24 protein-coding genes are annotated in these 21,776 nt (G+C 70.8%); 15 read left to right on the forward strand and 9 right to left on the reverse strand.

All coding sequences use genetic code 11. From position 1 onward, the window contains the following. Positions 1-95 precede the first annotated feature (95 nt). Together hisD and FFK22_RS30090 are read left to right on the forward strand one after the other, a co-directional pair. Positions 96-1,424 (forward strand): histidinol dehydrogenase, encoded by a 1,329-nt coding sequence (gene hisD, locus FFK22_RS30085; protein WP_138891646.1) that lies wholly within the window; start codon positions 96-98, stop codon positions 1,422-1,424. A 2-nt stretch (positions 1,425-1,426) separates the two neighbouring features. Then, the gene (locus FFK22_RS30090) at positions 1,427-1,783 is read left to right on the forward strand and encodes an ADP-ribosylation/crystallin J1 (RefSeq protein ID WP_138891647.1); all 357 of its coding nucleotides are present in this window, start codon (positions 1,427-1,429) and stop codon (positions 1,781-1,783) included. Positions 1,784-1,788: 5 nt separating this feature from the next. Here FFK22_RS30090 and vapB read toward each other — a convergent pair whose 3' ends face one another. Together vapB and FFK22_RS30100 are read right to left on the reverse strand one after the other, a co-directional pair. Beyond that, the gene (vapB, locus tag FFK22_RS30095; protein WP_138891648.1) at positions 1,789-2,022 is read right to left on the reverse strand and encodes a type II toxin-antitoxin system VapB family antitoxin; all 234 of its coding nucleotides are present in this window, start codon (positions 2,020-2,022) and stop codon (positions 1,789-1,791) included. A gap of 138 nt (positions 2,023-2,160) precedes the next feature. Further along, on the reverse strand, positions 2,161-2,931 hold the full coding sequence (locus tag FFK22_RS30100) for an SDR family NAD(P)-dependent oxidoreductase (RefSeq protein ID WP_138891649.1): 771 nt from the start codon (positions 2,929-2,931) through the stop codon (positions 2,161-2,163). 204 nt (positions 2,932-3,135) lie between these two features. On the opposite strand from FFK22_RS30100, the gene FFK22_RS30105 reads away from it, so the two are divergent. After that, positions 3,136-3,429, forward strand: coding sequence for a hypothetical protein (locus FFK22_RS30105; protein WP_138891650.1), 294 nt, complete (start codon positions 3,136-3,138; stop codon positions 3,427-3,429). 8 nt (positions 3,430-3,437) lie between these two features. Here the strand turns inward: FFK22_RS30105 and FFK22_RS30110 are convergent, their stop codons facing one another. Next, a complete protein-coding gene (locus FFK22_RS30110) occupies positions 3,438-4,241 on the reverse strand; it encodes a hypothetical protein (RefSeq protein ID WP_138891651.1) in 804 nt (267 codons plus the stop codon). Between the two features lie 210 nt (positions 4,242-4,451). On the opposite strand from FFK22_RS30110, the gene FFK22_RS30115 reads away from it, so the two are divergent. Further along, positions 4,452-5,861 (forward strand): MFS transporter, encoded by a 1,410-nt coding sequence (locus FFK22_RS30115; RefSeq protein WP_138891652.1) that lies wholly within the window; start codon positions 4,452-4,454, stop codon positions 5,859-5,861. 93 nt (positions 5,862-5,954) lie between these two features. After that, positions 5,955-6,707, forward strand: a complete 753-nt coding sequence (locus FFK22_RS30120; protein ID WP_138891653.1) for an SDR family oxidoreductase — start codon at positions 5,955-5,957, stop codon at positions 6,705-6,707. A 10-nt stretch (positions 6,708-6,717) separates the two neighbouring features. On the opposite strand, the gene FFK22_RS30125 is transcribed toward FFK22_RS30120, so the two are convergent. After that, positions 6,718-7,500 (reverse strand): GNAT family N-acetyltransferase, encoded by a 783-nt coding sequence (locus FFK22_RS30125; protein ID WP_138891654.1) that lies wholly within the window; start codon positions 7,498-7,500, stop codon positions 6,718-6,720. A gap of 93 nt (positions 7,501-7,593) precedes the next feature. On the opposite strand from FFK22_RS30125, the gene FFK22_RS30130 reads away from it, so the two are divergent. Further along, complete coding sequence (locus FFK22_RS30130; RefSeq protein WP_138891655.1) at positions 7,594-8,232, forward strand: LysE family translocator; 639 nt, start codon at positions 7,594-7,596, stop codon at positions 8,230-8,232. Between the two features lies 1 nt (position 8,233). Further along, a complete protein-coding gene (locus FFK22_RS30135; RefSeq protein WP_138891656.1) occupies positions 8,234-8,953 on the forward strand; it encodes an HAD family hydrolase in 720 nt (239 codons plus the stop codon). Between the two features lie 4 nt (positions 8,954-8,957). Here the strand turns inward: FFK22_RS30135 and FFK22_RS30140 are convergent, their stop codons facing one another. Both FFK22_RS30140 and FFK22_RS30145 read right to left on the reverse strand, forming a co-directional pair. Further along, entirely contained in the window at positions 8,958-9,506 is a 549-nt protein-coding gene (locus tag FFK22_RS30140) for a hypothetical protein (RefSeq protein WP_138891657.1), read from the reverse strand. Positions 9,507-9,527: 21 nt separating this feature from the next. Further along, positions 9,528-9,998 (reverse strand): MaoC family dehydratase, encoded by a 471-nt coding sequence (locus FFK22_RS30145; RefSeq protein ID WP_138891658.1) that lies wholly within the window; start codon positions 9,996-9,998, stop codon positions 9,528-9,530. A gap of 61 nt (positions 9,999-10,059) precedes the next feature. On the opposite strand from FFK22_RS30145, the gene FFK22_RS30150 reads away from it, so the two are divergent. From FFK22_RS30150 to purH, 8 genes are all read left to right on the forward strand, one after another. Continuing rightward, on the forward strand, positions 10,060-11,397 hold the full coding sequence (locus FFK22_RS30150; RefSeq protein ID WP_221938968.1) for an RsmB/NOP family class I SAM-dependent RNA methyltransferase: 1,338 nt from the start codon (positions 10,060-10,062) through the stop codon (positions 11,395-11,397). Positions 11,398-11,515: 118 nt separating this feature from the next. Continuing rightward, on the forward strand, positions 11,516-12,256 hold the full coding sequence (locus tag FFK22_RS30155) for an ATP-binding cassette domain-containing protein (RefSeq protein ID WP_138891659.1): 741 nt from the start codon (positions 11,516-11,518) through the stop codon (positions 12,254-12,256). Beyond that, positions 12,256-13,284: an ABC transporter permease gene (locus FFK22_RS30160; RefSeq protein ID WP_138891660.1), complete on the forward strand. Its 1,029-nt coding sequence runs from the start codon at positions 12,256-12,258 to the stop codon at positions 13,282-13,284. The genes FFK22_RS30155 and FFK22_RS30160 overlap by 1 nt, the downstream gene beginning before the upstream one ends. 40 nt (positions 13,285-13,324) lie before the next feature. Next, positions 13,325-14,272, forward strand: coding sequence for a sugar-binding protein (locus FFK22_RS30165; protein ID WP_138891661.1), 948 nt, complete (start codon positions 13,325-13,327; stop codon positions 14,270-14,272). 108 nt (positions 14,273-14,380) lie between these two features. Then, positions 14,381-15,046, forward strand: coding sequence for a ribulose-phosphate 3-epimerase (rpe, locus tag FFK22_RS30170; RefSeq protein WP_138891662.1), 666 nt, complete (start codon positions 14,381-14,383; stop codon positions 15,044-15,046). Positions 15,047-15,049: 3 nt separating this feature from the next. Then, positions 15,050-16,717, forward strand: coding sequence for a heparinase II/III family protein (locus tag FFK22_RS30175; RefSeq protein WP_138891663.1), 1,668 nt, complete (start codon positions 15,050-15,052; stop codon positions 16,715-16,717). Positions 16,718-16,725: 8 nt separating this feature from the next. Next, positions 16,726-17,559 carry an aminoglycoside 3-N-acetyltransferase gene (gene aac(3), locus FFK22_RS30180; RefSeq protein WP_138891664.1) on the forward strand — a complete coding sequence of 278 codons (834 nt, stop codon included), beginning with the start codon at positions 16,726-16,728 and terminating at the stop codon, positions 17,557-17,559. A 62-nt stretch (positions 17,560-17,621) separates the two neighbouring features. Next, positions 17,622-19,205, forward strand: a complete 1,584-nt coding sequence (gene purH / locus FFK22_RS30185) for a bifunctional phosphoribosylaminoimidazolecarboxamide formyltransferase/IMP cyclohydrolase (protein ID WP_306770194.1) — start codon at positions 17,622-17,624, stop codon at positions 19,203-19,205. A gap of 68 nt (positions 19,206-19,273) precedes the next feature. Here purH and FFK22_RS30190 read toward each other — a convergent pair whose 3' ends face one another. The 3 genes from FFK22_RS30190 to FFK22_RS30200 form a co-directional block, all read right to left on the reverse strand. After that, positions 19,274-19,753, reverse strand: a complete 480-nt coding sequence (locus FFK22_RS30190; RefSeq protein ID WP_138891665.1) for a hypothetical protein — start codon at positions 19,751-19,753, stop codon at positions 19,274-19,276. Positions 19,754-19,786: 33 nt separating this feature from the next. Next, entirely contained in the window at positions 19,787-20,350 is a 564-nt protein-coding gene (locus FFK22_RS30195) for a DUF898 family protein (RefSeq protein ID WP_138891666.1), read from the reverse strand. 67 nt (positions 20,351-20,417) lie between these two features. Continuing rightward, a complete protein-coding gene (locus FFK22_RS30200; protein ID WP_138891667.1) occupies positions 20,418-21,707 on the reverse strand; it encodes an MFS transporter in 1,290 nt (429 codons plus the stop codon). Positions 21,708-21,776: the final 69 nt, after the last annotated feature.

Consider the following 21,776-nt stretch of genomic DNA (forward strand, 5'->3'; position numbering starts at 1 on the left):
TTTTTTCGGAGCGACAATTCATAAGGTGGCGGCTCGCGGAGTCAATCGACGCTCCGTATAAGTCAGACGTATTTTCGCACTCGCGGGACAAGGCCATGAGCGACGCCATCCGAATCCACGACCTGTCGACGCTGTCCGCCGCCGGCCGCCATGCGCTGCTGGCCCGGACCGAGGCCGATCTCGGCCCCTTCCTCGACGCCGTCCGGCCGATCGTGGCGGCGGTCAAGGCCGAGGGTGACGAGGCCGTGGCCCGCTTCACCCGCGACTTCGACAAGGCGACGGTCTCGGCCGACGGCCTGCGCATCAGCCAGGATGCGCTGGATGCCGCGCCGGGCCTGCTGGAGCCCGAGGTGATGGCCGCGATCGACTTCGCCGCCGACAGCATCCGCCGGTTCCACGAGGCGCAGCTGCCGGAGGAGATGTGGTGGAAGGAGGTGCGCCCCGGCGTCTTCGCCGGCGACCGCATCCGGCCGATCCCGTCGGTCGCCTGCTATGTGCCGCGCGGCAAGGGCGCCTTCCCCTCCGTCGCGATGATGACGACGATCCCGGCGCTGGCGGCGAAGGTGCCGAACGTGGTGATCATCACCCCGCCCGGCCCGGACGGGCAGGTCGACACCGCGACGCTGGCGGTGGCGAAACGGGTCGGGGTGACGCAGGTCTTCGCCGCCGGCGGCGCCCAGGGCGTGGCGGCGGTGGCCTACGGCACGGCGACGATCCCGAGATGCGACAAGATCGTCGGCCCCGGCAGCCCCTATGTCGTCGCCGCCAAGCGCCTGCTGGCCGACGCGATCGACACCGGCACCCCGGCGGGACCGAGCGAATCCATCATCCTGGCCGATGACAGCGTCGACGGCGCGCTGGCGGCGCTGGACCTGATCATCGAATCCGAGCACGGGCCGGACAGCTCGGCTTATCTCGTCACCGACAGCCGCCGGGTGGCGGAGCAGGCGGCGGCCGCCCTGCCGGGGCATTGGGCGGCGATGAGCGCCGGCCGCGCCGGCTTCTCCCGCACCGTGCTGACCGGGCCGCGCGGCGGCATCGTGCTGGCGCCGGACTGGGATGCGGCGATCGGCTTCGTCAACGACTACGCGCCGGAGCATCTGCAGATCCTGTCGCGCGATGCCTTCGCCGACGCGGCGCGGATCGACCATGCCGGCGAGATCCTGCTCGGGCCCTACACGCCGGTGACGATCGGCAATTTCGTGCTGGGCCCGAATGCGGTGCTGCCGACCGGCGGCCACGCCCGCACCGCCTCGCCGCTCTCGGTGTTCGACTTCTTGAAGCGGACCTCGATCGGCTATGTCAGCGCCGCCGGCTATCCGGCGCTGGCCGGGCAGGCGCGGACGCTGGCGACCTATGAAGGCTTCGACGGCCATGCCCGCGCGGTGTCCGAGGTGCGGGACGGGTTGCTGAAACGGGGCTGAACATGGCCGAGACCGTCACGCTGTGGCGCCCGGTCGGGCCGGAGGAGCTGCGCCTGATCCGGGAGGCCGGCATGCGCGCCTTCCCGCCCCGCCTGCCGGAGCAGCCGATCTTCTACCCGGTCCTATCGGAAGAGTACGCCGTCAAGATCGCGCGCGACTGGAACGTGCCGGCCGGCGGCTCGGGCTATGTCACCCGCTTCCGGGTGCGGCGCGACTTCCTGGACCGCTACCAGGTGCAGGAGGTCGGCGGCCGCAGCCACCTCGAATACTGGATCCCGGCCGAGGACCTGCCGGCCTTCAACGCCGCCATCATCGGCGCAATCGAGGTGACGGCGGAGTTTCACAAGGGACAGACATAGCGTTGTCAGAGTGGCTCGCGCTGTTCCGCCTTCGGCTGCGCTCGCACCTCCATGAAGCCCTCCGAAGCCCGAGGCGCACGCGAGAAGAAATCGTCCCAGCGCTTGCCAACCGGTGTGACCAAGCGGCTCTCCGCGATCGTGAGAATCTCGACCTCGTCCGTGCCCTCGGGGAAGGCGACGGCTTTTGGCAAGCGCACCACTTGGCCGTGCCTGCTGGTGAAGAGCTTTGTGCGGATCACACCAAGCCTCCATAGGAAGTCTCGCTTCCAACAGTATCGTCATCGCGAGCCGAAGGCGAAGCGATCCAGCGGCACAGCCCCCTGGATCGCCGCGCCCCTTCGGGGCTCGCGATGACGCAAGAGCAGCAGCCAGCCCGGCTAGATCGAAGCCAGATACCCGCCATCGACATACAGCACCTGCCCGGTGACATAGGCGGCGGCGTCGGAGCACAGGAACACGGCGGGGCCGACCAGGTCGTCCATCCGGCCGAAGCGGCCGGCCGGGATGGCGGCAAGCATGCGCTGCTGCCAGGCCTCGTCGCGGTAGAACACCTCGGTCAAAGCGGTGCGGAAATAGCCGGGGCCGATGCCGTTGACCCGGATGCCGTCCTTCGCCCATTCCGTCGCCAGCGCCCGGGTCATGCCGACCAGGCCTGTCTTCGAGGCGCCGTAGGGCACGGCGCCCGGCACCCCGACTTCGGAGGTCAGCGAGCACAGGTTGAGGATGGCGCCGCGGCCGCGCGGCTTCATCAGCAGCGCCGCGGCACGGGCGCAGAAGAAGGCGCCCTTGAGGTTGGTGTCGACGATCCGGTCCCACAGCGCCTCGTCGACCGCGAGCGAGGGCCGCACCTCCTCCACCCCGGCGTTGTTGACCAGGATGTCGAGCCCGCCCAGCGCCGCCGCGGCGGTGGCGAAGACGCGGTCGATGCCGCCGGTGTCGGCGACGTCGAGCACGACCGGCACGGCCTGGCGTCCCCGCTGCCGCACCGCCTCGGCCACCCGGTCCAGGGCCGCGCGGTCGCGGCCGGCCAGGGCGATGTCGGCGCCGGCCGCGGCCAGGCCGAGGGCCAGCGCCTCGCCGATGCCGCGGCTGGCCCCCGTCACCAGCGCCCGCCGTCCCGCCAGCGGCTCCGAAGCCGGATCGACCATGCCTTCCTCCTGCCGAATGCAGCGCAGGCTTGCGCGGAGGCCAGGACGGGTCAAGGCCATAGGCTTGCCAATCCGATCCCGAGCGGTTAACCATGGGGCATGGTCACCACGCACTCCCTGCGAATTAGCCACTAGGCCCCGGGCCGGCCACGCCGGCTCCCCCGGGGTCTTCGCCGTTGCTGTTCGCATTCCCCGGAGAAGACGATGACCATGACCCGCGACGACGCGCAGGTCCTCTTTCACGTGGTCGGCATGGCCGACACCAACCTGCTGCCCCGCCTGCTCGAGCATTTCTGCCTGCGCGATGTCGTGCCCGAGCGCGTCTCGGCCGAGCGCCAGGGCGAGGAGATGCGCGTGACCATCGCCGTCCGCCGCGACGCCTGCCCGGAATGGGAGATGGTGGCCCGCAAGCTGGGCCAGATCTTCGTGGTCAAGAGCGTGCTGGCCTCGGTCGCCGACCAGGCCGACGACATGACGGAGTTGCAGGCGGCGGTCTGACGCGCCGTCTACTTTCGCACCGTGGCGGCAAGGGAGGCCGGCGCCTCCGCGGCGGATTGCGCTTGGCGGGTCGTCAACCCGCCTCTGACCTGGGCGGTGGTCTGAACGGCTCGGGCCGCCTCGGCGATCCCGGTGTCCAAGGTGCAGAGCCCGTGGTACCGGACGGCGTCCGTGATGGCCTCGCCCAGGCTATAGGCACCGTTCGGCGCCTTCCGCTTATCCAATATGACATTGTAGTATTCGAGGCGAGCCCGCACGATCGCCGGCCCGATGACCGATGTCGCGATATTGGAGAAGAAATTGTCCTCGATGGCCGCACCGAGGCCGGCGCTCATGCCCGCGGCTCCCGAGAATATCCTCGACAGATCGGCACTGGCGATCAGCGCACCAGCTCCGCCCGACAGAATCGAAAGCCATTTGAATGTCGTTTTATTGTAGCTTTGGATGCGGGACAGGTATTTGAGAAACAGATTGCACTTCTGATCAGAGGCGAACACCAGGCGATCCTGGATCATCGCCACCCTGTTCGAATCCCCGTTGAACGTGGCCAATGCCCGGTGCAGTTCCAGACTGACTGCAGCCGTGTCGGCCTCGGGCGCGACGCCGGTCGCACGATACTGGAGCACCCTTGGGTTGTCCGGAGCGACCATGGCCAGCAGATCCAGCTCGCTGACCGTCTCCACCTGCTCGGGCAGCAGCTCGTTCGCGCCCGCCGCGGTCACCCGTCCGCCACCCAGGAGGGCATCTTCGGGACCACAGGCCGAACATACGGCCAGGACCAGTCCCAGCAGGGACGCCAAAATCCAGTTCATGAATACTGCTTTCAAGAATTAACATGAATATGGGCCTTAAATTACGGCATCCCCGATCTTCGATCCAGGCCGCTTCCAATCACACTATGATGCAGGCCGCCGCGGGCTGAGCCCCGCCCATGCCGTCTGTGCATGCATTTGCCTGACGGGGCCGTGCTATCCGGGATCAAGCTGCCCGCCGCCGCGCGGGCCCCACGATCCGGCCGGCCCATGACCTCGTCCCCGCGCCAACCCGTGCTGATCGCGCTGCTGGTCGCCGGCGCCTTCTTCATGGAGAACCTGGACGCCACCGTGATCGTCACGGCGCTGCCGGACATGGCGGCCTCCTTCGGCGTCCGGGCGGTCGACCTGAATGTCGGGCTGTCGGCCTATCTGCTGACCCTGGCCGTGTTCATCCCGGCCAGCGGCTGGGTCGCCGACCGGTTCGGTGCCCGCTCGGTCTTCGCCGCCGCGATCGTCGTCTTCACCCTGGCCTCGGCCCTGTGCGCCGCCAGCGACAGCCTGTGGAGCTTCACCGCCGCGCGCATCCTGCAGGGCATCGGCGGCGCCATGATGGTGCCGGTCGGCCGGCTGGTGGTGCTGCGCAACACCGCCAAGCAGGATTTGATGCGGGCGATCGCCTATATCACCTGGCCCGCACTGGCGGCGCCGGTGCTGGGCCCGCCGGTGGGCGGGCTGATCACCAGCATCGCCTCCTGGCGCTGGATCTTTCTGCTCAACCTGCCGCTCGGCGCCATCGCCCTGGTGCTGGCGCTGCGGCTGATCCCGAACGACCGCAGTGACGAGCGCCGGCCCTTCGACGGGCTCGGCTTCGTCCTGTCCGGCGTCGCCTGCCTGGCGCTGATGCTGGGGCTGGACTTGATCGGGCACGAGCAGGTCCCCTGGGCGACGGTGGGGCTGCTGCTGGCCGCCGCCCTGCTGCTGGGCGCCTGGGCGGTGCGCCACGCCCGGCGCCACCCGCACCCGCTGGTCGGGCTGGCGGCGCTGGCGATCCACACCTTCCGCGTCACCGTGCGCGGCGGGTCGCTGTTCCGGGCTGTGGTCAGCGCCGTGCCCTTCCTGCTGCCGCTGATGTTCCAGCTCGGCTTCGGGCTGGACCCGGTCAGCTCCGGCCTGCTGGTGCTGGCGCTGTTCGCCGGCAATCTCGGCATGAAGCCGATGACCAGCTGGGTGCTGCGCAGCTTCGGCTTCCGCACCGCCCTCCTGATCAACGGCGCGGTGCTGGCGGCGACCTTGTTCGCCTGCGCCCTGCTGACGCCGTCGACCCCGGCGGCCCTGACCGCGGCGCTGCTGGTGGTCAGCGGCGCCGCCCGGTCGATGCAGTTCACCAGCCTGAACACCCTGGCCTTCGTCGATGTGCCGAAGCCGGAGATGAGCGCCGCCAACACCCTGTTCAGCGTGATCCAGCAGATCTCGGTCGGGCTGGGCGTGGCGCTGGGGGCGATCGCGCTGCGGGCGGCCGAGGCCTCGGGGCTGGCCGGCGGCTCGATCATCGCCGAGTATCAGATCGCCTTCGCCCTGCTGGGCGTGGTGGCGCTGATCTCGCTGCTCGACTACCTGCCGCTGCGCCGCGACGCCGGCACCGAGGTCAGCGGCCATGGCCGCCGGGCCGTGAGGTAGTGGGCAGCATTCCGGCTGACTACGTCGGACATAACCGCTAGGGTCCGTCCGGACACGGGGCCGACCCCGGCGATCGATACGGGAGAGACGCAGATGACGAGCAAGGTGGCGATGGTGACGGGGGCCGGGTCGGGCGTCGGCCGCGCGGTGACCCTGGCCTTCCTCAAGGATGACTACAAGGTGGTGCTGGCCGGCCGCCGGCAGGACGCGCTGGCGGAGACGATCCAGCTGTCGGGCGCTCCGTCGGACCAGGCCCTGGCGGTGCCGACCGACGTCACCGACCCGAAGAGTGTCCGCGCCCTCTTCGACGCCGCCAAGGCCCGCTTCGGCCGCCTCGACGTGCTGTTCAACAATGCCGGCGTCAGCGCCCCGGGCGTGCCGCTGGAGGAGCTGACTTTCGAGCAGTGGAAGGCGGTGGTCGACACCAACCTGACCGGCCCGTTCCTGTGCACCCAGGAGGCGTTCCGGATCATGAAGGACCAGGACCCGCAGGGCGGCCGGATCATCAACAACGGCTCGATCTCGGCGCATGTGCCGCGGCCGAACTCCGCCCCATACACCGCGACCAAGCACGCCATCACCGGCCTGACCCGGTCGACCTCGCTGGACGGGCGCAAGTACAATATCGCCTGCGGCCAGGTCGATATCGGCAATGCCGCCACCGACATGGCCTCGAAGATGGCCAAGGGCGTGCCCCAGGCCGACGGCTCGATCAAGCCGGAGCCGCTGATGGATGCAGCCCATGTCGCCAGCACCGTGCTGATGATGGCGGGCCTGCCGCTCGACGCCAATGTCCAGTTCGTCACCGTGATGGCGACGAACATGCCCTTCATCGGGCGGGGGTGAGGCCTCTGGCCTACGCTTCCCGCACGTAAGGCGTCGTCGTCGTCAGCACCCGGAAGCCGAGCCGTTGCAGGATCGGCCGGCTTTCGGAGGAGGCGTCGACGGTGAGGAAGCGGAAGCCCCGCTGCTTCGCCTCGGCAGCGCGCTTGGCCACCAGGGCGCGGTAGATGCCGCGGCCGCGCCAATGCGGCCGGGTGGCGCCGCCCCACAGATCGGCGAAGCCGGTGCCGGGGTGGAACCGGATCCAGCCGGCCGAGACGCAATGGCCGTCGGCCATGGCGAGGTACACCGACAGCCGGTCCGGCGCCGCCGCCAGTTCCGCCCCCAGCACCTCCGACCGCCAGTCCTCGTCGGCGCCGTAGACCGCGGCCATCAGGTCGTCGATGGCGCCGAACCGCACCGGGTCGACCACCCGCTCGACCGTCACGCCCTCCGGATCGACCGGCGGCGGCAGCGCGCCGTCGAGGTCGAGCGCCACCAGCGTCTCCGGCTCCTCCGGCACGAAGCCGGCGGCCTGCAGACGCCGGCCGAGATCGGCCGGCGCGTCGTGGCCGTACAGCTTCCATTCGACCGACCGGCCCTGGCCGGCGAAGAACGCGGCCTCGCGCGCGATCGCCGCATCGGCCGAGGCGGCGTCGAGCGCGCTCCACTGCACGAAGTTGTCATGCGCCCCCGGCCCGGGGCCGACGATCCGCGTGACGTCGGGCAGCTGCTCGACCCGGTAGGCCGGATCGGCCTGCACCGGGGCCCGCCGCAGCTCGGCGTCGAAGCGCCTCAGGATCTCCGCCTCATCCATCCTGTCCTCCGCTCGATCCGCTTGCCCCGGGCGCCCCTTATGGCCGATTTTGGCGCCGGCTGCGACCGCAGCCCCGTCATTTTCGGAGGAATCGTGAACGGCTCCCTGCTTCTGGCCTCCGGCCTCGCCGGCTTCGCCTACGGCATTTCGCCCGGGCCGGCGGTGCTGGCCGTGTTCGGCATCTCCGCCGGCCAGGGGCGGCGGGCCGGCGCCACCTTCCTGTGCGGCCACCTGGTCGGCGATGCGCTGTGGTCAGCGCTGGCGCTGATCGCGATCGTCTGCGCCCAGGTGATCGGCCCGGCCGTGTTCGACGCGCTCGGGCTGATCTGCGGCGCCTATCTGCTGTGGCTCGGCTGGTCGGCGCTGACCATGCGCCGCGGCTCCGATGGAACAATCGACACCTCGGTGCGGCGGCCGCTGCTGCGCGGCCTGCTGTTCGGCGTCACCAACCCGAAGGGCTATCCGGTGGCGGTCGCCACCTTCACCGCGCTGCTCGCCGGCCATGACGCCAGCCTGACCTGGTCGGATCTGCCGGCGCTGGTCGCCGCCGCCTGCCTCGGCGCCGCCGGCGCCTATGTCATCCTGGTCGGCGTCACCGGCGCCGCGGCCGTGCGCGTCTTCTATCGCCGCCACGAGGTCTGGTTCGTCCGCGCATCCGGCCTGCTGTTCCTCGGCTTCGCCCTGCACGCCTTGTCCCAGTCGGTCACCGGCTTCGCCGCCCGCCGGAGCTGAAATGCCTTCTCCCCTGACCGTCGCTTTCGACGCCGACGACACCCTGTGGCACAGCGAATCGGTGTTCGAGGAGACGCATGGCCGGCTGGTCGCACTGCTGTCCCCCTGGGTCGACGCCGAGACGCTCGAGCGCACCCTGCTCGACACAGAGGCGCGCAACCTCAAGACCTTCGGCTACGGCGTGAAGGGCTTCACCCTGTCGATGATCGAGACCGCGGTCGAGATCACCGAGGGCCGCATCGGCGCCGCCCAGATCCGCACGATCCTCGATCTCGGGAAGGCGATGATGGACCACCCGGTCGAGCTGATCGACGGCGTGGTCGAGACGCTGGACGCGCTGGCGCCGGAGGCCAGGGCCGGCCGCATCCGACTGATCGTGATCACCAAGGGCGACCTGTTCCACCAGGAGAGCAAGGTCGCCCGCTCCGGCCTCGCCGAACGGTTCGAGAGCGTCGAGATCGTGGCCGAGAAGGACGAGGCGACCTATCGCCGGATCCTGCAGCGCGGCGGTACCACGCCGGACCGGTTCCTGATGATCGGCAACTCGATGCGGTCGGACATCCTGCCGGTGCTCGACCTCGGCGGCCAGGCGGTGCACATCCCCTACCGCATCACCTGGGCGCATGAGGCGGTGAGCCGGCCGGAGGTGGCGCCGCCCGGCTTCCACACGCTCGACTCGGTCCGCGAGGTGCCGGCGCTGATCAGCCGCCTGGCCGGCTGAGGCGCTATTTCACCCCGCAGGGCCCCACCACCTGCTTCAGCCCCGCCGCGTCGTCCGGCAGCCGGAAGGTCAGCGCCAGGGCGGGCTTGCCGGCGTCGGGCGGGCGGATCTCGGCCGCGAGCCTCTGGCCCGGGCGCGCCAGCCAGCGCGCGGCCTCCGGCTTCGACAGGGCGAAGCTGAAGGTGAACACCGTGTTCTCGCTCCACCAGCCGGAGACGAGGCGCGGCGCCGACCGGTCGCCGGCAAGGCCGACGGTCAGCCGCTTCTGGCGCTCGCCGATGCCGTCCGGCCCCTCGAAGGGGCCGGTGTCGAAGCCCAGCGCTTCCGGAATCGTCAGGCTCGCCGTCATGTCGGCATCGGGGCGGCAGCCGATGACCAGATGGGCCGGCGCGGAGTGCTCGCCGGCACGGGCGGTCCCGGCCAGGGTGGCCGTCTGCAGCGGATTCTCCGGAACGGGCCCAGCGACGGTCCAGCCGGTCTCCGCCGCCGCGGCGCTTCCCGACAGTGCCAAGAGGACCAGGCCGATGGCCGTCAGCCGTCTCGAATGTGACATGCTGCCCCCTCCCCTTCGGATTCAGGCCGGCCGCTTCGGCACGACCATGTTGGCGATCATGATCTGAACCGGCTCGCCGGCCTGATTCAGCGTGGTGATCCTTGTCTTGACCATGCCGCGGTCGGGGCGTGATTGGGACGGCCGGATCTCCAGCACCTCGCTCTCCAGCCGCAGCACGTCGCCCGGCCGCACCGGCCGCGGCCAGCGCATCTCGTCGGTGCCGCCGCCGATCAGCCCGCCGGCGGGCAGGAACTCGCCGCCGACCAGCAGCTGCATGGTCAGCGCCGCGGTGTGCCAGCCGCTGGCGGCCAGGCCGCCGAAGAAGGTCGTCTTTGCCGCCTCCTCGTCGAGATGGAAGGGCTGCGGGTCGAACTGGGCGGCGAAGGCCTTGATCGCCTCGGGCGTCACCGCGACGGTCCCCGAGCCGAAGCGCTGCCCGACCTCGAGGTCCTCGAGATAGAGGCGGCGGGCGGCGGTGTCTTCGGGCGGCATCGGCGTGTCCTCCATGACTTCGCCCAGCATGGCGCGGCGGAACCAAACGCGAAAGAGCGCGATGGCACTGGCCGGCCCGGCCGCGATGGTCTACATCCCGCGCATGACCGACACCGGATTGGCCACGCGCAAGGCCGCCGTCGAACTGCTGCGGGCCGTTCTGGCGCAGCGGCGCCCGATCGACGAGGCCCTCGACGCCCATCTCGCCCTGCAGGGCATGGAATCGCGCGACCGCGCCTTCACCCGCCTGCTGCTGACCACCACGCTGCGCCGGCTCGGCCAGATCGACGCGCTGATCGACAGCGCGCTGAAGACGCCGCTGGCGCGCGGCGCCGCCACCGTGCGCGACGTGCTGCGCCTGGGCCTGGCCCAGCGCCTGTTCCTGGCGACGCCGTCGCACGCCGCGGTCGACACCTCGGTCGAGCTGGCCGGCCTGACCGGCTTCGCCGGCATGAAGGGGCTGGTCAACGCCGTGCTGCGCCGCCTGGCCGAGGACGGGCCGGCCCTGCTGGCCGGGCAGGATGCCGCCCGGCTGAACACGCCGGACTGGCTGTGGTCGCGCCTGGTCGAGGTCTATGGGCCGGCCACCGCCGCCGCAATCGCCGAGGCGCATCTGCACGAGGCGCCGCTCGACCTCTCGGTCAAGGCCGACCCCGAGGTCTGGGCCGGGCAGCTCGACGCCCGGCCGCTGCCGACCGGGACGCTGCGGCGCGAGGCCGGCGGCATGGTGCCGGACCTGCCGGGCTTCGCCGAGGGCGCCTGGTGGGTGCAGGACGCCGCCGCCGCCCTGCCCGCGCGGCTGTTCGGCCCGATCGAAGGCCGCCGCATCCTCGACCTCTGCTCGGCACCGGGCGGCAAGACGGCGCAGCTCGCCGCCGCCGGCGCCGTGGTGACGGCGATCGACCGGTCGACCCGGCGGCTGAAGCGGGTGGCGGAGAATCTCGAGCGGCTCGGCCTCGCCGCCGAGCTGCACACCGCGGAGGCCGAGACCTTCACCGGCACGGCCCCCTATGACGGCGTGCTGCTGGACGCGCCCTGCAGCGCCACCGGCACCATCCGCCGGCATCCCGACGTGCCCAGGCTGAAGGGGCCGGAGGACGTGGCCAAGCTGGCGGCGGCGCAGGCGCGGATGCTGCGCCGTGCGGTCGAGCTGGTGCGGCCCGGCGGCATCCTGATCTGGTGCACCTGCTCGCTGCTGCCCGAGGAGGGCGAGGCGCAGATCGACCGGCTGCTGGCCGAGGACGACCGCCTGGCCCGCGTGCCGGTGGCGGCGGCGGAGATCGGGGGGGCGGCCGAGCTGCTGACCCCGGCCGGCGACGTCCGCACACTGCCAAGCCACTGGCCGGATCTCGGCGGCCTGGACGGCTTCCACATCGCCCGGCTGAAGCGGCGCTCCTGAGGCCTCCGGCTCTTGATACAATAATCAGACAAAAACAATTTGCGCTCCGCCGCGCTCTCTTTCACAGTTCCGCCCGAACGAGGCCGGGATCACCGGGGCCAGGGAGGAACGGGGCGGGATGGCGCTTCTGGAGCTGCGGGACATTGCCAAGCATTTCGGGGCGATTCACGCCCTGACCGGCGTCAGCTGGTCGATCGAGCCCGGCGAGGTGGTCGGGCTGATGGGCGACAACGGCGCCGGCAAGTCGACTTTGGTCAAGGTCATGGCCGGCAATTTCCCGCCGACCTCCGGCGAGATGCTGCTGGAGGGCAAGCCGGTGCATTTCCACAAGCCGGTCGACGCCCGCGAGGCCGGCATCGAGGTCGTCTACCAGGACCTCGCCTTGGCCGACAATTTGACCGCCGCCGCCAATGTCTTCCTCGGCCGCGAGCTGAAGACCGGGGTCTGGCCGCTGCGCCGCCTCGACCACGGCACCATGAACCGGAAGGCGCAGGCGCTGTTCGCCGAGCTGAAATCGGAGACCCGCGCCAGCGACCTGGTGCGGCTGATGTCGGGCGGCCAGCGCCAAGCCGTGGCCATCGCCCGCACCCGCCTGGCCAACGCCAAGCTGATCCTGATGGACGAACCGACCGCGGCGATCAGCGTGCGCCAGGTGCATGAGGTGCTGGAGCTGATCCGCCGGCTGCGCGACGGCGGCATCGCCGTGATCCTGATCAGCCACCGCATGCCCGACGTGTTCGAGGTCTGCGACCGGGTGATCGTGATGCGCCGCGGCCGCAAGGTCGCCGACAAGCGCATCGCCCAGAGCTCGCCCGAGGAAGTCACCGGGCTGATCACCGGCGCGCTGGAGGCGGCGTGATGGCCACGGCGGCGATGAATTTCGACAATGTCCGGCGGCAGGGGCCGCTGCACCGGATCCTGGGGTCCCAGATCACCTATGTGCTGGCGGCGCTGGTGATCCTGATGATCGTCATGACCATCGCCTCGGACAAGTTCCTGACCGAGCGCAACCTGCAGAACGTCGCCCAGAACTTCTCCTACATCGCCATCGCGGCCTTGGGGCAGACGCTGGTGATCATCCTGGCCGGCATCGACCTGTCGGTCGGCTCGGTCATGGCGCTCGGCGCCGTCGCCACCAGCCTGGCCATGGGCCGGACCGCGGACTGGCCGATCTTCGTCGACTGGCCGGGCCTGGCCCTGGCCTTCGGCGTGCTGGCAGGGGTCGCGGCCGGCGGCGTGGTCGGGCTGGTCAACGGCCTGCTGATCGCCCGGCTGGGCCTGTCGCCCTTCGTCACCACGCTGGGCATGCTCAGCGTCTGCCGCAGCCTGGTCTATGTCGTCACCCAGGGCCGCGGGTCGCCCACCGCCGGGCCGGCCAAGGACCTGTTCCGGATGCTGGGCAACGACCCGCTCTTCGGCCTGCTGCCGCCGTCGCTGATCTATATGGCGGTGCTGGCGGTGATGATCTGGTACCTGCTGCGCCACATGCAGTGGGGCCGGCATGTCTTCGCCATCGGCGGCAACGAGAAGGCGGCGGCGCTGACCGGCGTGCCGGTCGAGCGGGTCAAGATCTCGGTCTACGTCTTCTGCAGCGCGCTGGCCGGCTTCACCGGCGTGCTGCTGCTGGCCTGGCTCGGCTCCGCCCCCGCCAACACTGCGGTCGGCTACGAGCTGCGGGTGATCGCCGCCTCGGTGATCGGCGGCGCCAACCTGACCGGCGGCCTCGGCGGCCCGCTCGGCGCCATCACCGGCGCGGCGCTGATCGAGGTCATCCGCAACGGTTTGATCCTGGGCGGCGTGCAGCCCTACTGGCAGGATTTCTTCGTCGGCGTGTTCATCATCCTGGCCGTTCTGCTGGACCGAATCCGGTCCAAGCGCGCGGCCTGAGCCGCCGGACGAAAACGAGTTCAACAAGGGGAGGATCATTATGAAGAAGTTGCTTTTGGCCGCGGTGGCATTGGGCGCCGTGATGACCATGGCCGGCGGCGCGAACGCGGCGGACAAGCTGCGCTTCGCCCTGGTGCCGAAGGCCATGAACAATCCCTATTTCGACCTGTCGCGCGACGGCTGCATGGACGCGGCCAAGAAGCTCGGCGTCGAATGCGTCTATATCGGCCCGGTGGAGCATGAGCCGGCCAGCGAGGCGCAGATCGTCCAGGACCTGATCACCCAGGGCATCGACGGGCTGGCGATCTCGGTCGCCGATGTGGACGCGCTGACCAACGTGATCGACCAGGCGGTTGCCGCCGGCATCCCGACCATCACCTTCGACGCCGACGCGCCGGGGTCGAAGCGCCAGGCCTTCGTCGGCACCGACAACTACGCCATGGGCAAGGCGATCGGCGAGATGGCGGCCAAGCTGCATCCGGGCGGCGGCACCTTCGCCCTGGTCTCGGGCGGCCCGGCCGCGGCCAACCTGAACGACCGGGTGCGCGGCACCATCGACGGGCTGGGCGCCGGCTGGACCCAGGTCGCCGGCTCGCCGCTATACTGCAACGACGACGCCGCTTTGGCGGTGCAGCAGTTGCAGGACACGCTGACCGCGCATCCGGACATCGATGCGCTGCTGCCGGTCGGCGGCTGGCCGCTGTTCGTGCCCGACGCCTTCCGTAACTTCGCCGAGCCGATCAAGGCGAAGCTGGCCTCGAAGGAGGTCGTGCTGGTCTCGGCCGACACGCTGAAGACGGAGCTGGAGCTGCTGCGCGACGGCTACGCCAACGGCCTGATCGGCCAGCAGCCGTATGAGATGGGCGCGCTGGCGATGGAGATGCTGGCGAAGCTGAAGAAGGGCGAGAAGGTCGAGGAGATCACCTATGTCGGCCTCGACACCGTGACCCCGGACAACGTCAAGGATTTCCTGGCCAAGGCGAAGTAAGCCTTTCGGGTGAAACAGGCCGGGGTGGCGCGCCGCCCCGGCCCTTTATTTGGCGCCACGGTTTCGTCACGGTTGTGACGCGGCCGGCCGCTTGTTATGAGGACGATCATGGTCAAGCCGGTCGTGATCGCCCCCTCCATCCTGTCCGCCGACTTCGCCCGCCTGGGCGAGGAGGCCCGCGCCATGACCGAGGCCGGGGCCGACTGGCTCCACCTCGACATCATGGACGGGCATTTCGTGCCCAACATCACCTTCGGCCCGAGCGTGGTGAAGGCGTTGCGGCCCTGCTCCGCCCTGCCCTTCGATACCCATCTGATGATCGGCCCGGCCGATCCCTACATCCCCGCCTTCGCCGAGGCGGGGGTCGACCGCATCAGCTTCCACCCCGAGGCCGGGCCGCACCCGCATCGCACCGTCCAGCTGATCCGCTCGCTCGGCAAGGCGCCGGGGGTGGTGCTGAGCCCCGGCACGCCCATCGCCATGGTCGAAGAGCTGCTGGGCGACATCGACCTGGTGCTGGTGATGACGGTCAATCCCGGCTTCGGCGGGCAGAGCTTCATCGAAAGCCAGCTCGACAAGATCGCCCGGCTGCGCGCCCTGATCGACAAGTCCGGCCGCGACGTGCGGCTGGAGGTCGATGGCGGCGTCACGCCGGAGACGGCGCCGCGGGTGATCGCCGCCGGCGCCGACACGCTGGTCGCCGGCACCGCTGCCTTCCGCGGCGGGCCCGGGGCCTATGCCGGCAACATCGCCGCGATCCGCGGCAAAAGCTGAGCCATGCGGAGCCCGCGCAGCCTCACCCGCAACGTCCACGACCAGATCGCGCGGTTCGCCTATTCGAACCCGCTCTACTCCGTGGCGCTGGGGCGCAAGGGGCCGCGCGACCTGCTGATGGTGCCGCCCGACCCCTGGCCGGGCGACGCCGAGCGCGGCGCGGCGCTGATCGCCGGGACGTACCGGCTGGGCGGCCAGACCTATGAGGCGGCGGCGGCGGCGCCGTGGGAGCCGTTCGGCGCCGCCCCCGACTTCATCGAGTCGCTGCACGGCTTCGAATGGCTGCGCGACCTGCGTGCGGCGGGCGGCGACCAGGCCCGGCGCGCGGCTCGGCGGCTGATCGACCATTGGATCGAGCGCTACGACCGCTGGCACCCGCTGACCTGGCAGCCGGACATCCTGGGCCAGCGCATCGCCAGCTGGCTCGGCGCCCACGACTTCTTCTGCGCCAGCGCCGATGACGATTTCCGCACCCGGGTCTTCGCCAGCCTGTCGCGGCAGCTGCGCCACCTGACCCGCGTCGCCGACGGCGACCCGATGGACCCGCGCCAGATCCAGACCGTGCGCGGGCTGGTCTACGGCGCCGTCGCCCTGCCGCAAGGCCGGCCGCGGCTGGACCAGGCCCAGCGCATCCTCGGCAAATGCCTGCCGCGCCAGATCCTGCCCGATGGCGGCCACATCCAGCGCAACCCGGCGGTGCACCTGACCGTGCTGCGCCAGCTGATCGACATCCGCGCCGCCTTCCGCGCCGCCCAGGCGCATGTGCCGGACGCGCTGCACCTGGCGATCGACCGCATGGCCCCGGCGCTGCGCCTGCTGCGCCACGGCGATGGCGGCTTCGCCCTGTTCAACGACGCGCAGGAGGGCGAGCCGGTGCTGATCGACGCCGTCCTGTCCCAGGCCGATTCCAAGGCCCGGCCGCCGAAGAGCGCGCGGCACAGCGGCTTCGAGCGGGCGATGGCCGGCCGCACCCTGCTGCTGCTGGATGTCGGCGCGCCGCCGCCGGCCGGCCTGGACGACGGCGCTCATGCCGGCCTCCTCAGCTTCGAGCTGTCGGTCGGGCGCGAGCGCATGATCGTCAATTGCGGCGCCTGGCCCGGCCGCGGCAGCGCCGAGGACAGCGCTTGGGCTACCGCCCTGCGCGGCACGCCGGCCCATTCCACGCTCAGCGTTGCCGGCCGCGATTCGGCCGAGATCCTGCGCGACGCCGGCATCGGCAAGCGTCCGCACGGCATCGAGGTCGACCGGCAGGAGTCGCCGCAATCGGTGCTGATCGACGCCTGGCACGACGGCTATCGCGAGGCGCTGGGGCTGATCCACCGCCGCCGGCTGGAGCTGTCGGCCAATGGCGACGAGCTGCGCGGCGAGGACATCCTGTTCGCCGAGACCGACGCCGCCCGCGGCCTGCCCTTCGCCATCCGCTTCCACCTGCACCCGGCCTTGCAGCTGTCGCCGGTGCAGGGCGGCAGCTCGGTGATCATCCGCCTGCCCGGCGGCGACGGCTGGCGGCTGCGCGGCTATGGCGGCGAGGTGGCGCTGGAAGAAGGCATCTATGCCGGCCGCGGCACCGACCGCCGCAAGACCACGCAAGTCGTGATCTGGGGCGAGGTCGGCGCCGAGAAGAGCACCGGCGTTCAGTGGATCCTGCGCCGCGAACGGCGGCTGGCGTAGAGGCGCGATTGTCCGCGCAGATCCACACCCGGCGGACGCTGGCCCCGCAGCTTCGCGACATCGGCCTAGGGACCGGCGATGCGGTGATGGTGCATGCCGCCCTGCGCTCGATCGGCCGCATCCTCGGCGGCCCCGATGCGCTGATCGACGCGCTGCACGACGTGATCGGCCCGGGCGGCACGGTCCTGGTCTACACCGACTGGAGCGACGACTACCACGACCTGCTGGATGATGACGGGACCATGCCGGCGGAGCTGCGCGACGACATCCCGCCCTTCGACCCGGCCGCGTCCCGCGCCCGGCGCGCCAACGGCGCCATCGCCGAGCTGGTGCGCACCCGGCCCGGCGCCCGGCGCAGCGCCAATCCCGGCGCCTGCTTCGCCGCGGTCGGAGGTCGGGCCGGCTGGTTCACCGCCGACCACGCCCTCAACTATGGCTATGGCGAGCACTCGCCCTTCGCGAAGCTGGTGCAGGTCCGCGGCAAAGTGCTGATGCTCGGCGCCCCGCTCGACGCCATGAGCCTGCTGCATCATGCCGAGCATCTGGCCAAGATTCCCGGCAAGCGCATCGTCCGCACCGAGGTGCCGATCCTGGTCGAGGGCCGGACGGTGTGGCGACGGTTCGAGGAGTTCGACACCTCCGACCCGGTCGTCGACGGGCTGCCGGAGGGCTATTTCGCCACTGTGGTCGAGGAGTTCCTGGCCGACGGCCGCGGCACGCGCGGCACTGTCGGCGACGCCGCCTCGGTCCTGGTTCTGGCCGCGGAGATGACGGATTTCGCCGTCCGCTGGCTGGAGAGCCGGTGCGGCGGCCGGGAACCCGACGGCGCCCCACGGCGCTAGATGGTCGACAACCCCTCCGCCCGGGTCTAAAGACGGGCCAATTCTGCCCCGGAGCCCCGCCGATGATGACCGAAGCCGCCCTTCCGATCCGCCGTGCGCTGATCTCCGTCTCCGACAAGACCGGCATCGTCGACTTCGCCCGGTTCCTGGCCGAGCGCGGGGTCGAGATCCTGTCGACCGGCGGCTCCTACAAGGCGCTGACCGACGCCGGCATCCCGGTCAAGGAGGTGTCGGCCCATACCGGCTTCCCGGAGATCATGGACGGCCGGGTCAAGACCCTGCATCCGAAGATCCATGGCGGCCTGCTGGCCCGGCGCGACAGCGACGATCATCTCGAGGCGATGACCGACTACGGCATCGCGCCGATCGACCTGCTGGTCTCGAACCTGTACCCGTTCGAGGCGACGATCGCGCGCGGCGCCAGCTTCGACGACGGCATCGAGAACATCGACATCGGCGGCCCGGCGATGACCCGCGCCGCGGCCAAGAACCACGCCTTCGTCGCCGTCGTCACCTCGCCGGTCGACTATGAGCCGCTGCGGCTGGAGATCGCGGCCAACGGCGGCACGCTGGGCGCCACCCGCCGCCGCCTGGCGGCCGCCGCCTTCGCCCGCACCGCCGCCTATGACGCCGCCATCGCCGGCTGGTTCGCCGAGGTCGGGGGCGAGACCTTCCCGCCGCGCCTGTCGCTGTCCGGCAAGCTGGCCGAGACGCTGCGCTACGGCGAGAACCCGCACCAGGCCGCCGCCCTGTATCTGAGCGGCCCCGCGGTGCCCGGCCCGGCCACGGCCGACCAGGTGCAAGGCAAGGAGCTGAGCTACAACAACATCCTCGACGCCGACGCGGCCTTCGAGGCGGTGTCGGAGTTCACCGAGCCCGCGGTCGTCATCGTCAAGCACGCCAACCCCTGCGGCGTCGCCGTCGCCGCCACGCTGGGCGAGGCCTATGCCAAGGCGCTGGCCTGCGACCCGATCAGCGCCTTCGGCGGCATCATCGCCGCCAACCGGCCGATCGACGCCGCCACGGCGCAGGCGATCACCGCGCTGTTCGCCGAGGTGGTGATCGCGCCGGATGTCGAGCCGGCGGCTGCCGCAATCTTCGCCGCCAAGGCCAACCTCCGCGTGCTGAAGACCGGCGGGGTGCAGGACCCGACGCAACGCCGCCGCATCCTGCGAAGCGTCGCCGGCGGCTTCCTGACCCAGACCCGCGACGATGCGGCGCCGAAGGCGTCGGAGCTGAAGCTGGTGACCCGCAAGGCGCCGACCCCGGCGCAGGTCGAGGACCTGCTGTTCGCCACCCAGGTGGCCAAGCATGTCCGCTCCAACGCCATCGTCTTCGCCAGGGGCCGCGCCACGGTCGGCATCGGCGCCGGGCAGATGAGCCGGGTCGACAGCGTCAAGATCGCCGTGGCGAAGTCGGCTGAGGCGGCCAAGGCGGCCGGCGAGACCGGCTCGCGCATCGCCGGGTCGGTGGCGGCGTCGGAGGCGTTTTTCCCCTTCGCCGACGGCCTCCTGGCCCTGGTCGAGGCCGGCGCCACCGCGGTGATCCAGCCCGGCGGCTCGATGCGCGACCGCGAGGTGATCGAGGCCGCCGACCAGGCCGGCATCGCCATGGTGTTCACCGGGCGCCGGCACTTCCGTCATTGAGAGCCCGCCCGTAAATGCTACTGGCGCGGCCGTCTGACGGCGGTTTCTGCGCTTCCGGTGCTCACGGACTATAACGTCCGCTGCGCGCCGGTTCTCGAAACCACCGCCAGCCGACTCACGCCAGCGCATTTCCAGACGGGCTCAGGGTCCAGCGCGCCGCCGATCGCCAGGGTCTGGCAGCTGGCCTTCAGCACCGTGTGGCCGAGCACGATGAAATTGATCGTCGGCGCCAGCGCCGCATAGATCCCGATGCCGATGACGGATTCCATGTTGGCGCCCGGCCGCGGCAGGTGCGTCCGCCACACCTCCAGCCATTCGAAGACGGTCGACAGCAGCAGCGCGACGAAGAAGACCACGGTGATGACGGTCAGCAGGATCGCCGGCCCCAGCACATCGCCCAGGCGCAGGCCGCTGTCGAGCGTCACCCCGGCGACGCTGATGGACGAGGTCCAGCTGCGGAATTCCCGCACCCGATACCACACCAGCGCGATGCCCAGCGTGGGCGCGGCCAGCAGCATGGCCAGGATCCAGGGCCAGATCAGCGTCACCCCCCGCGTCTCCATGCGGAACGGCACGGTGCCTTAGCGCGCATTGTTGACGATCGTCCGCGCCTGCCAGGTCCGCAGCAGCGGCAGGCAGATGCCAAGCGCCGCCAGCGCCAGCAGCGAATAGCCGATGCTGCCCAGGATGAAGCTGCCGGCGTCGCCGTCCAGGCCGAAACGGATGCCGCGCCACTGCGTGCGCGACAGCCGGTAGCGCGCGGCGAAATAGACCGCCGCGACAGCGAGCGCCAAAAGGACCAGGTAGAAAGCCAGCTGGGCCAGCTGCGCTCCGGTCTCGGACTCCGTCCGCAGGCTCAGCCAGATCAAGGCCACCAGCGGCAGGCCGACGCCGATCAGCACGGCGATGGCCTTGAGGAAGCCGTAGAGCAGCTCCGCACCGGTGCCCGTGTACTCGAAGGGCTCGCCGTTGACGCTGACGGCAGCCCAGACCGCCCGCCGGATCTGCGTCCGGCCCCAGAAATTGTAGAGGCCCAGGGTCAGCAGCGACAGCAGCACCGTCTTGAGGTACAGGCCGCCGATGCCGAACCGGCTGCCGTGGTAACCCACCCGCCCCGTCCTGAGCGCCGCATCCGCAACCGGCATCTGGAAACGCCCCCCGCCAATGCCGACCACAGTCCTGGAAGCGGGGAGACCTGTCAAATTGCCGGTCTCAGCCCCGCGCCGGCTCCCGCACCGTCGCCACGATGAGGCCGCCAAGCGCGAACAAGGCGATGACCGTGGCCATGCCGGCGCGCTGGCTGGCGAAGGCGGCGGTGGCGGCGGCGAACAGCCAGGGGCCGAGGAAGCCGGTGGCTCGGCCGGTCAGGCCGTAGAGGCCGTAGGCCTCGCCCTCGCCGCCCGGCGGCGCCATCCGGCCCATCAGGGTGCGGCTGGCTGCCTGGGCGGGCCCGAGGAACAGGCCCAGCACCAGAGCCAGGCCGATGAACCAATACGGGTCTGTGACCAGGATGATCGGCACGCCCAGGGCGACGAGCCCGATGATCGAGATCAGGATTGTCGGCTTCGACCCGATCGCGTCGTCGACCCAGGCGAACAGGATCGCGCCAATGCCGGAGGTGACGTTGAGGCCGATCGCGAACAGCACCAGCTGGCCGAAATCGAGCCCCAACGCCCCGGCCGCGTAGATGCCGCCGAAGGCGAACAGCATGTTGAAGCCTTCGCGGTAGATGGCGCTGCCGACCAGGAAGCGCACCAGGTTGCCCTGCCCCGGCAGCGATTTCAGGGTGCGCCGAAGATCGGCCAGGCCGCGGCGGATCGCGACCCCGATCGGGGCGCCGCCTGGCCGCTCGCGCACCAGCAGCAGCAGTGGCAGGGCGAACAGCGCCCACCACAGCGCCACCAGCGGCCCGGTGGCGCGCGGCCCGGCGGAGTCCACCGCCGGCAGCGGCAGCAGCGGCGCGGCGCCGCCGAAGCCGATCAGCCCGAACAGCGCGATCACCAGGCACACCAGCCCGCCGAAATAGCCCAGGCCCCAGGCCCAGCCGGAGACGCGGCCGAGCATCCCCGGCGGCGCCACGTCGATCAGCAGCGCGTTGTAGAAGACGTAGGACAGCTCGAAGGCGATGGAGGCAAGGCCGACCAGCAGCATCGCCGGCACGATCCAGGACGGGTCCGGTGCCGCGAACCAGAGCAGCGCCGTCGGCACCACGGCCGCGGCGACGCAGGCGGCGAGCCAGGCCTTGCGCCGCCCGCCATGATCGGCGACGGCGCCCAGCACGGGGCTGAGCAGCGCCACCAAGATGCCGCCGGCGCCGATGGCGACGCCCCAGAGCGCGGCGCCGTGATCGGCGTCGCCGACGATGCCCTTGGTGAAATAGACCGAGAAGACGAAGGTGCCGATGACCGTGTTGAAGGCACTCATCGCCCAGTCATAGAGGCACCAGCCAAAGATCGCGCCCCGCGTGTTCGCACGCGGGGCAGAGGCGGCTTCGGCGGTCATGGGCAGGGACCCCACCGAAGTATCAGCAGCCCATTCCCCACCTCGTCATCCCCGCGAAAGCGGGGATCT

The sequence above is a fragment of the Mycobacterium sp. KBS0706 genome, from assembly GCF_005938675.2.
GTDB lineage: Bacteria > Pseudomonadota > Alphaproteobacteria > DSM-16000 > Inquilinaceae > Inquilinus.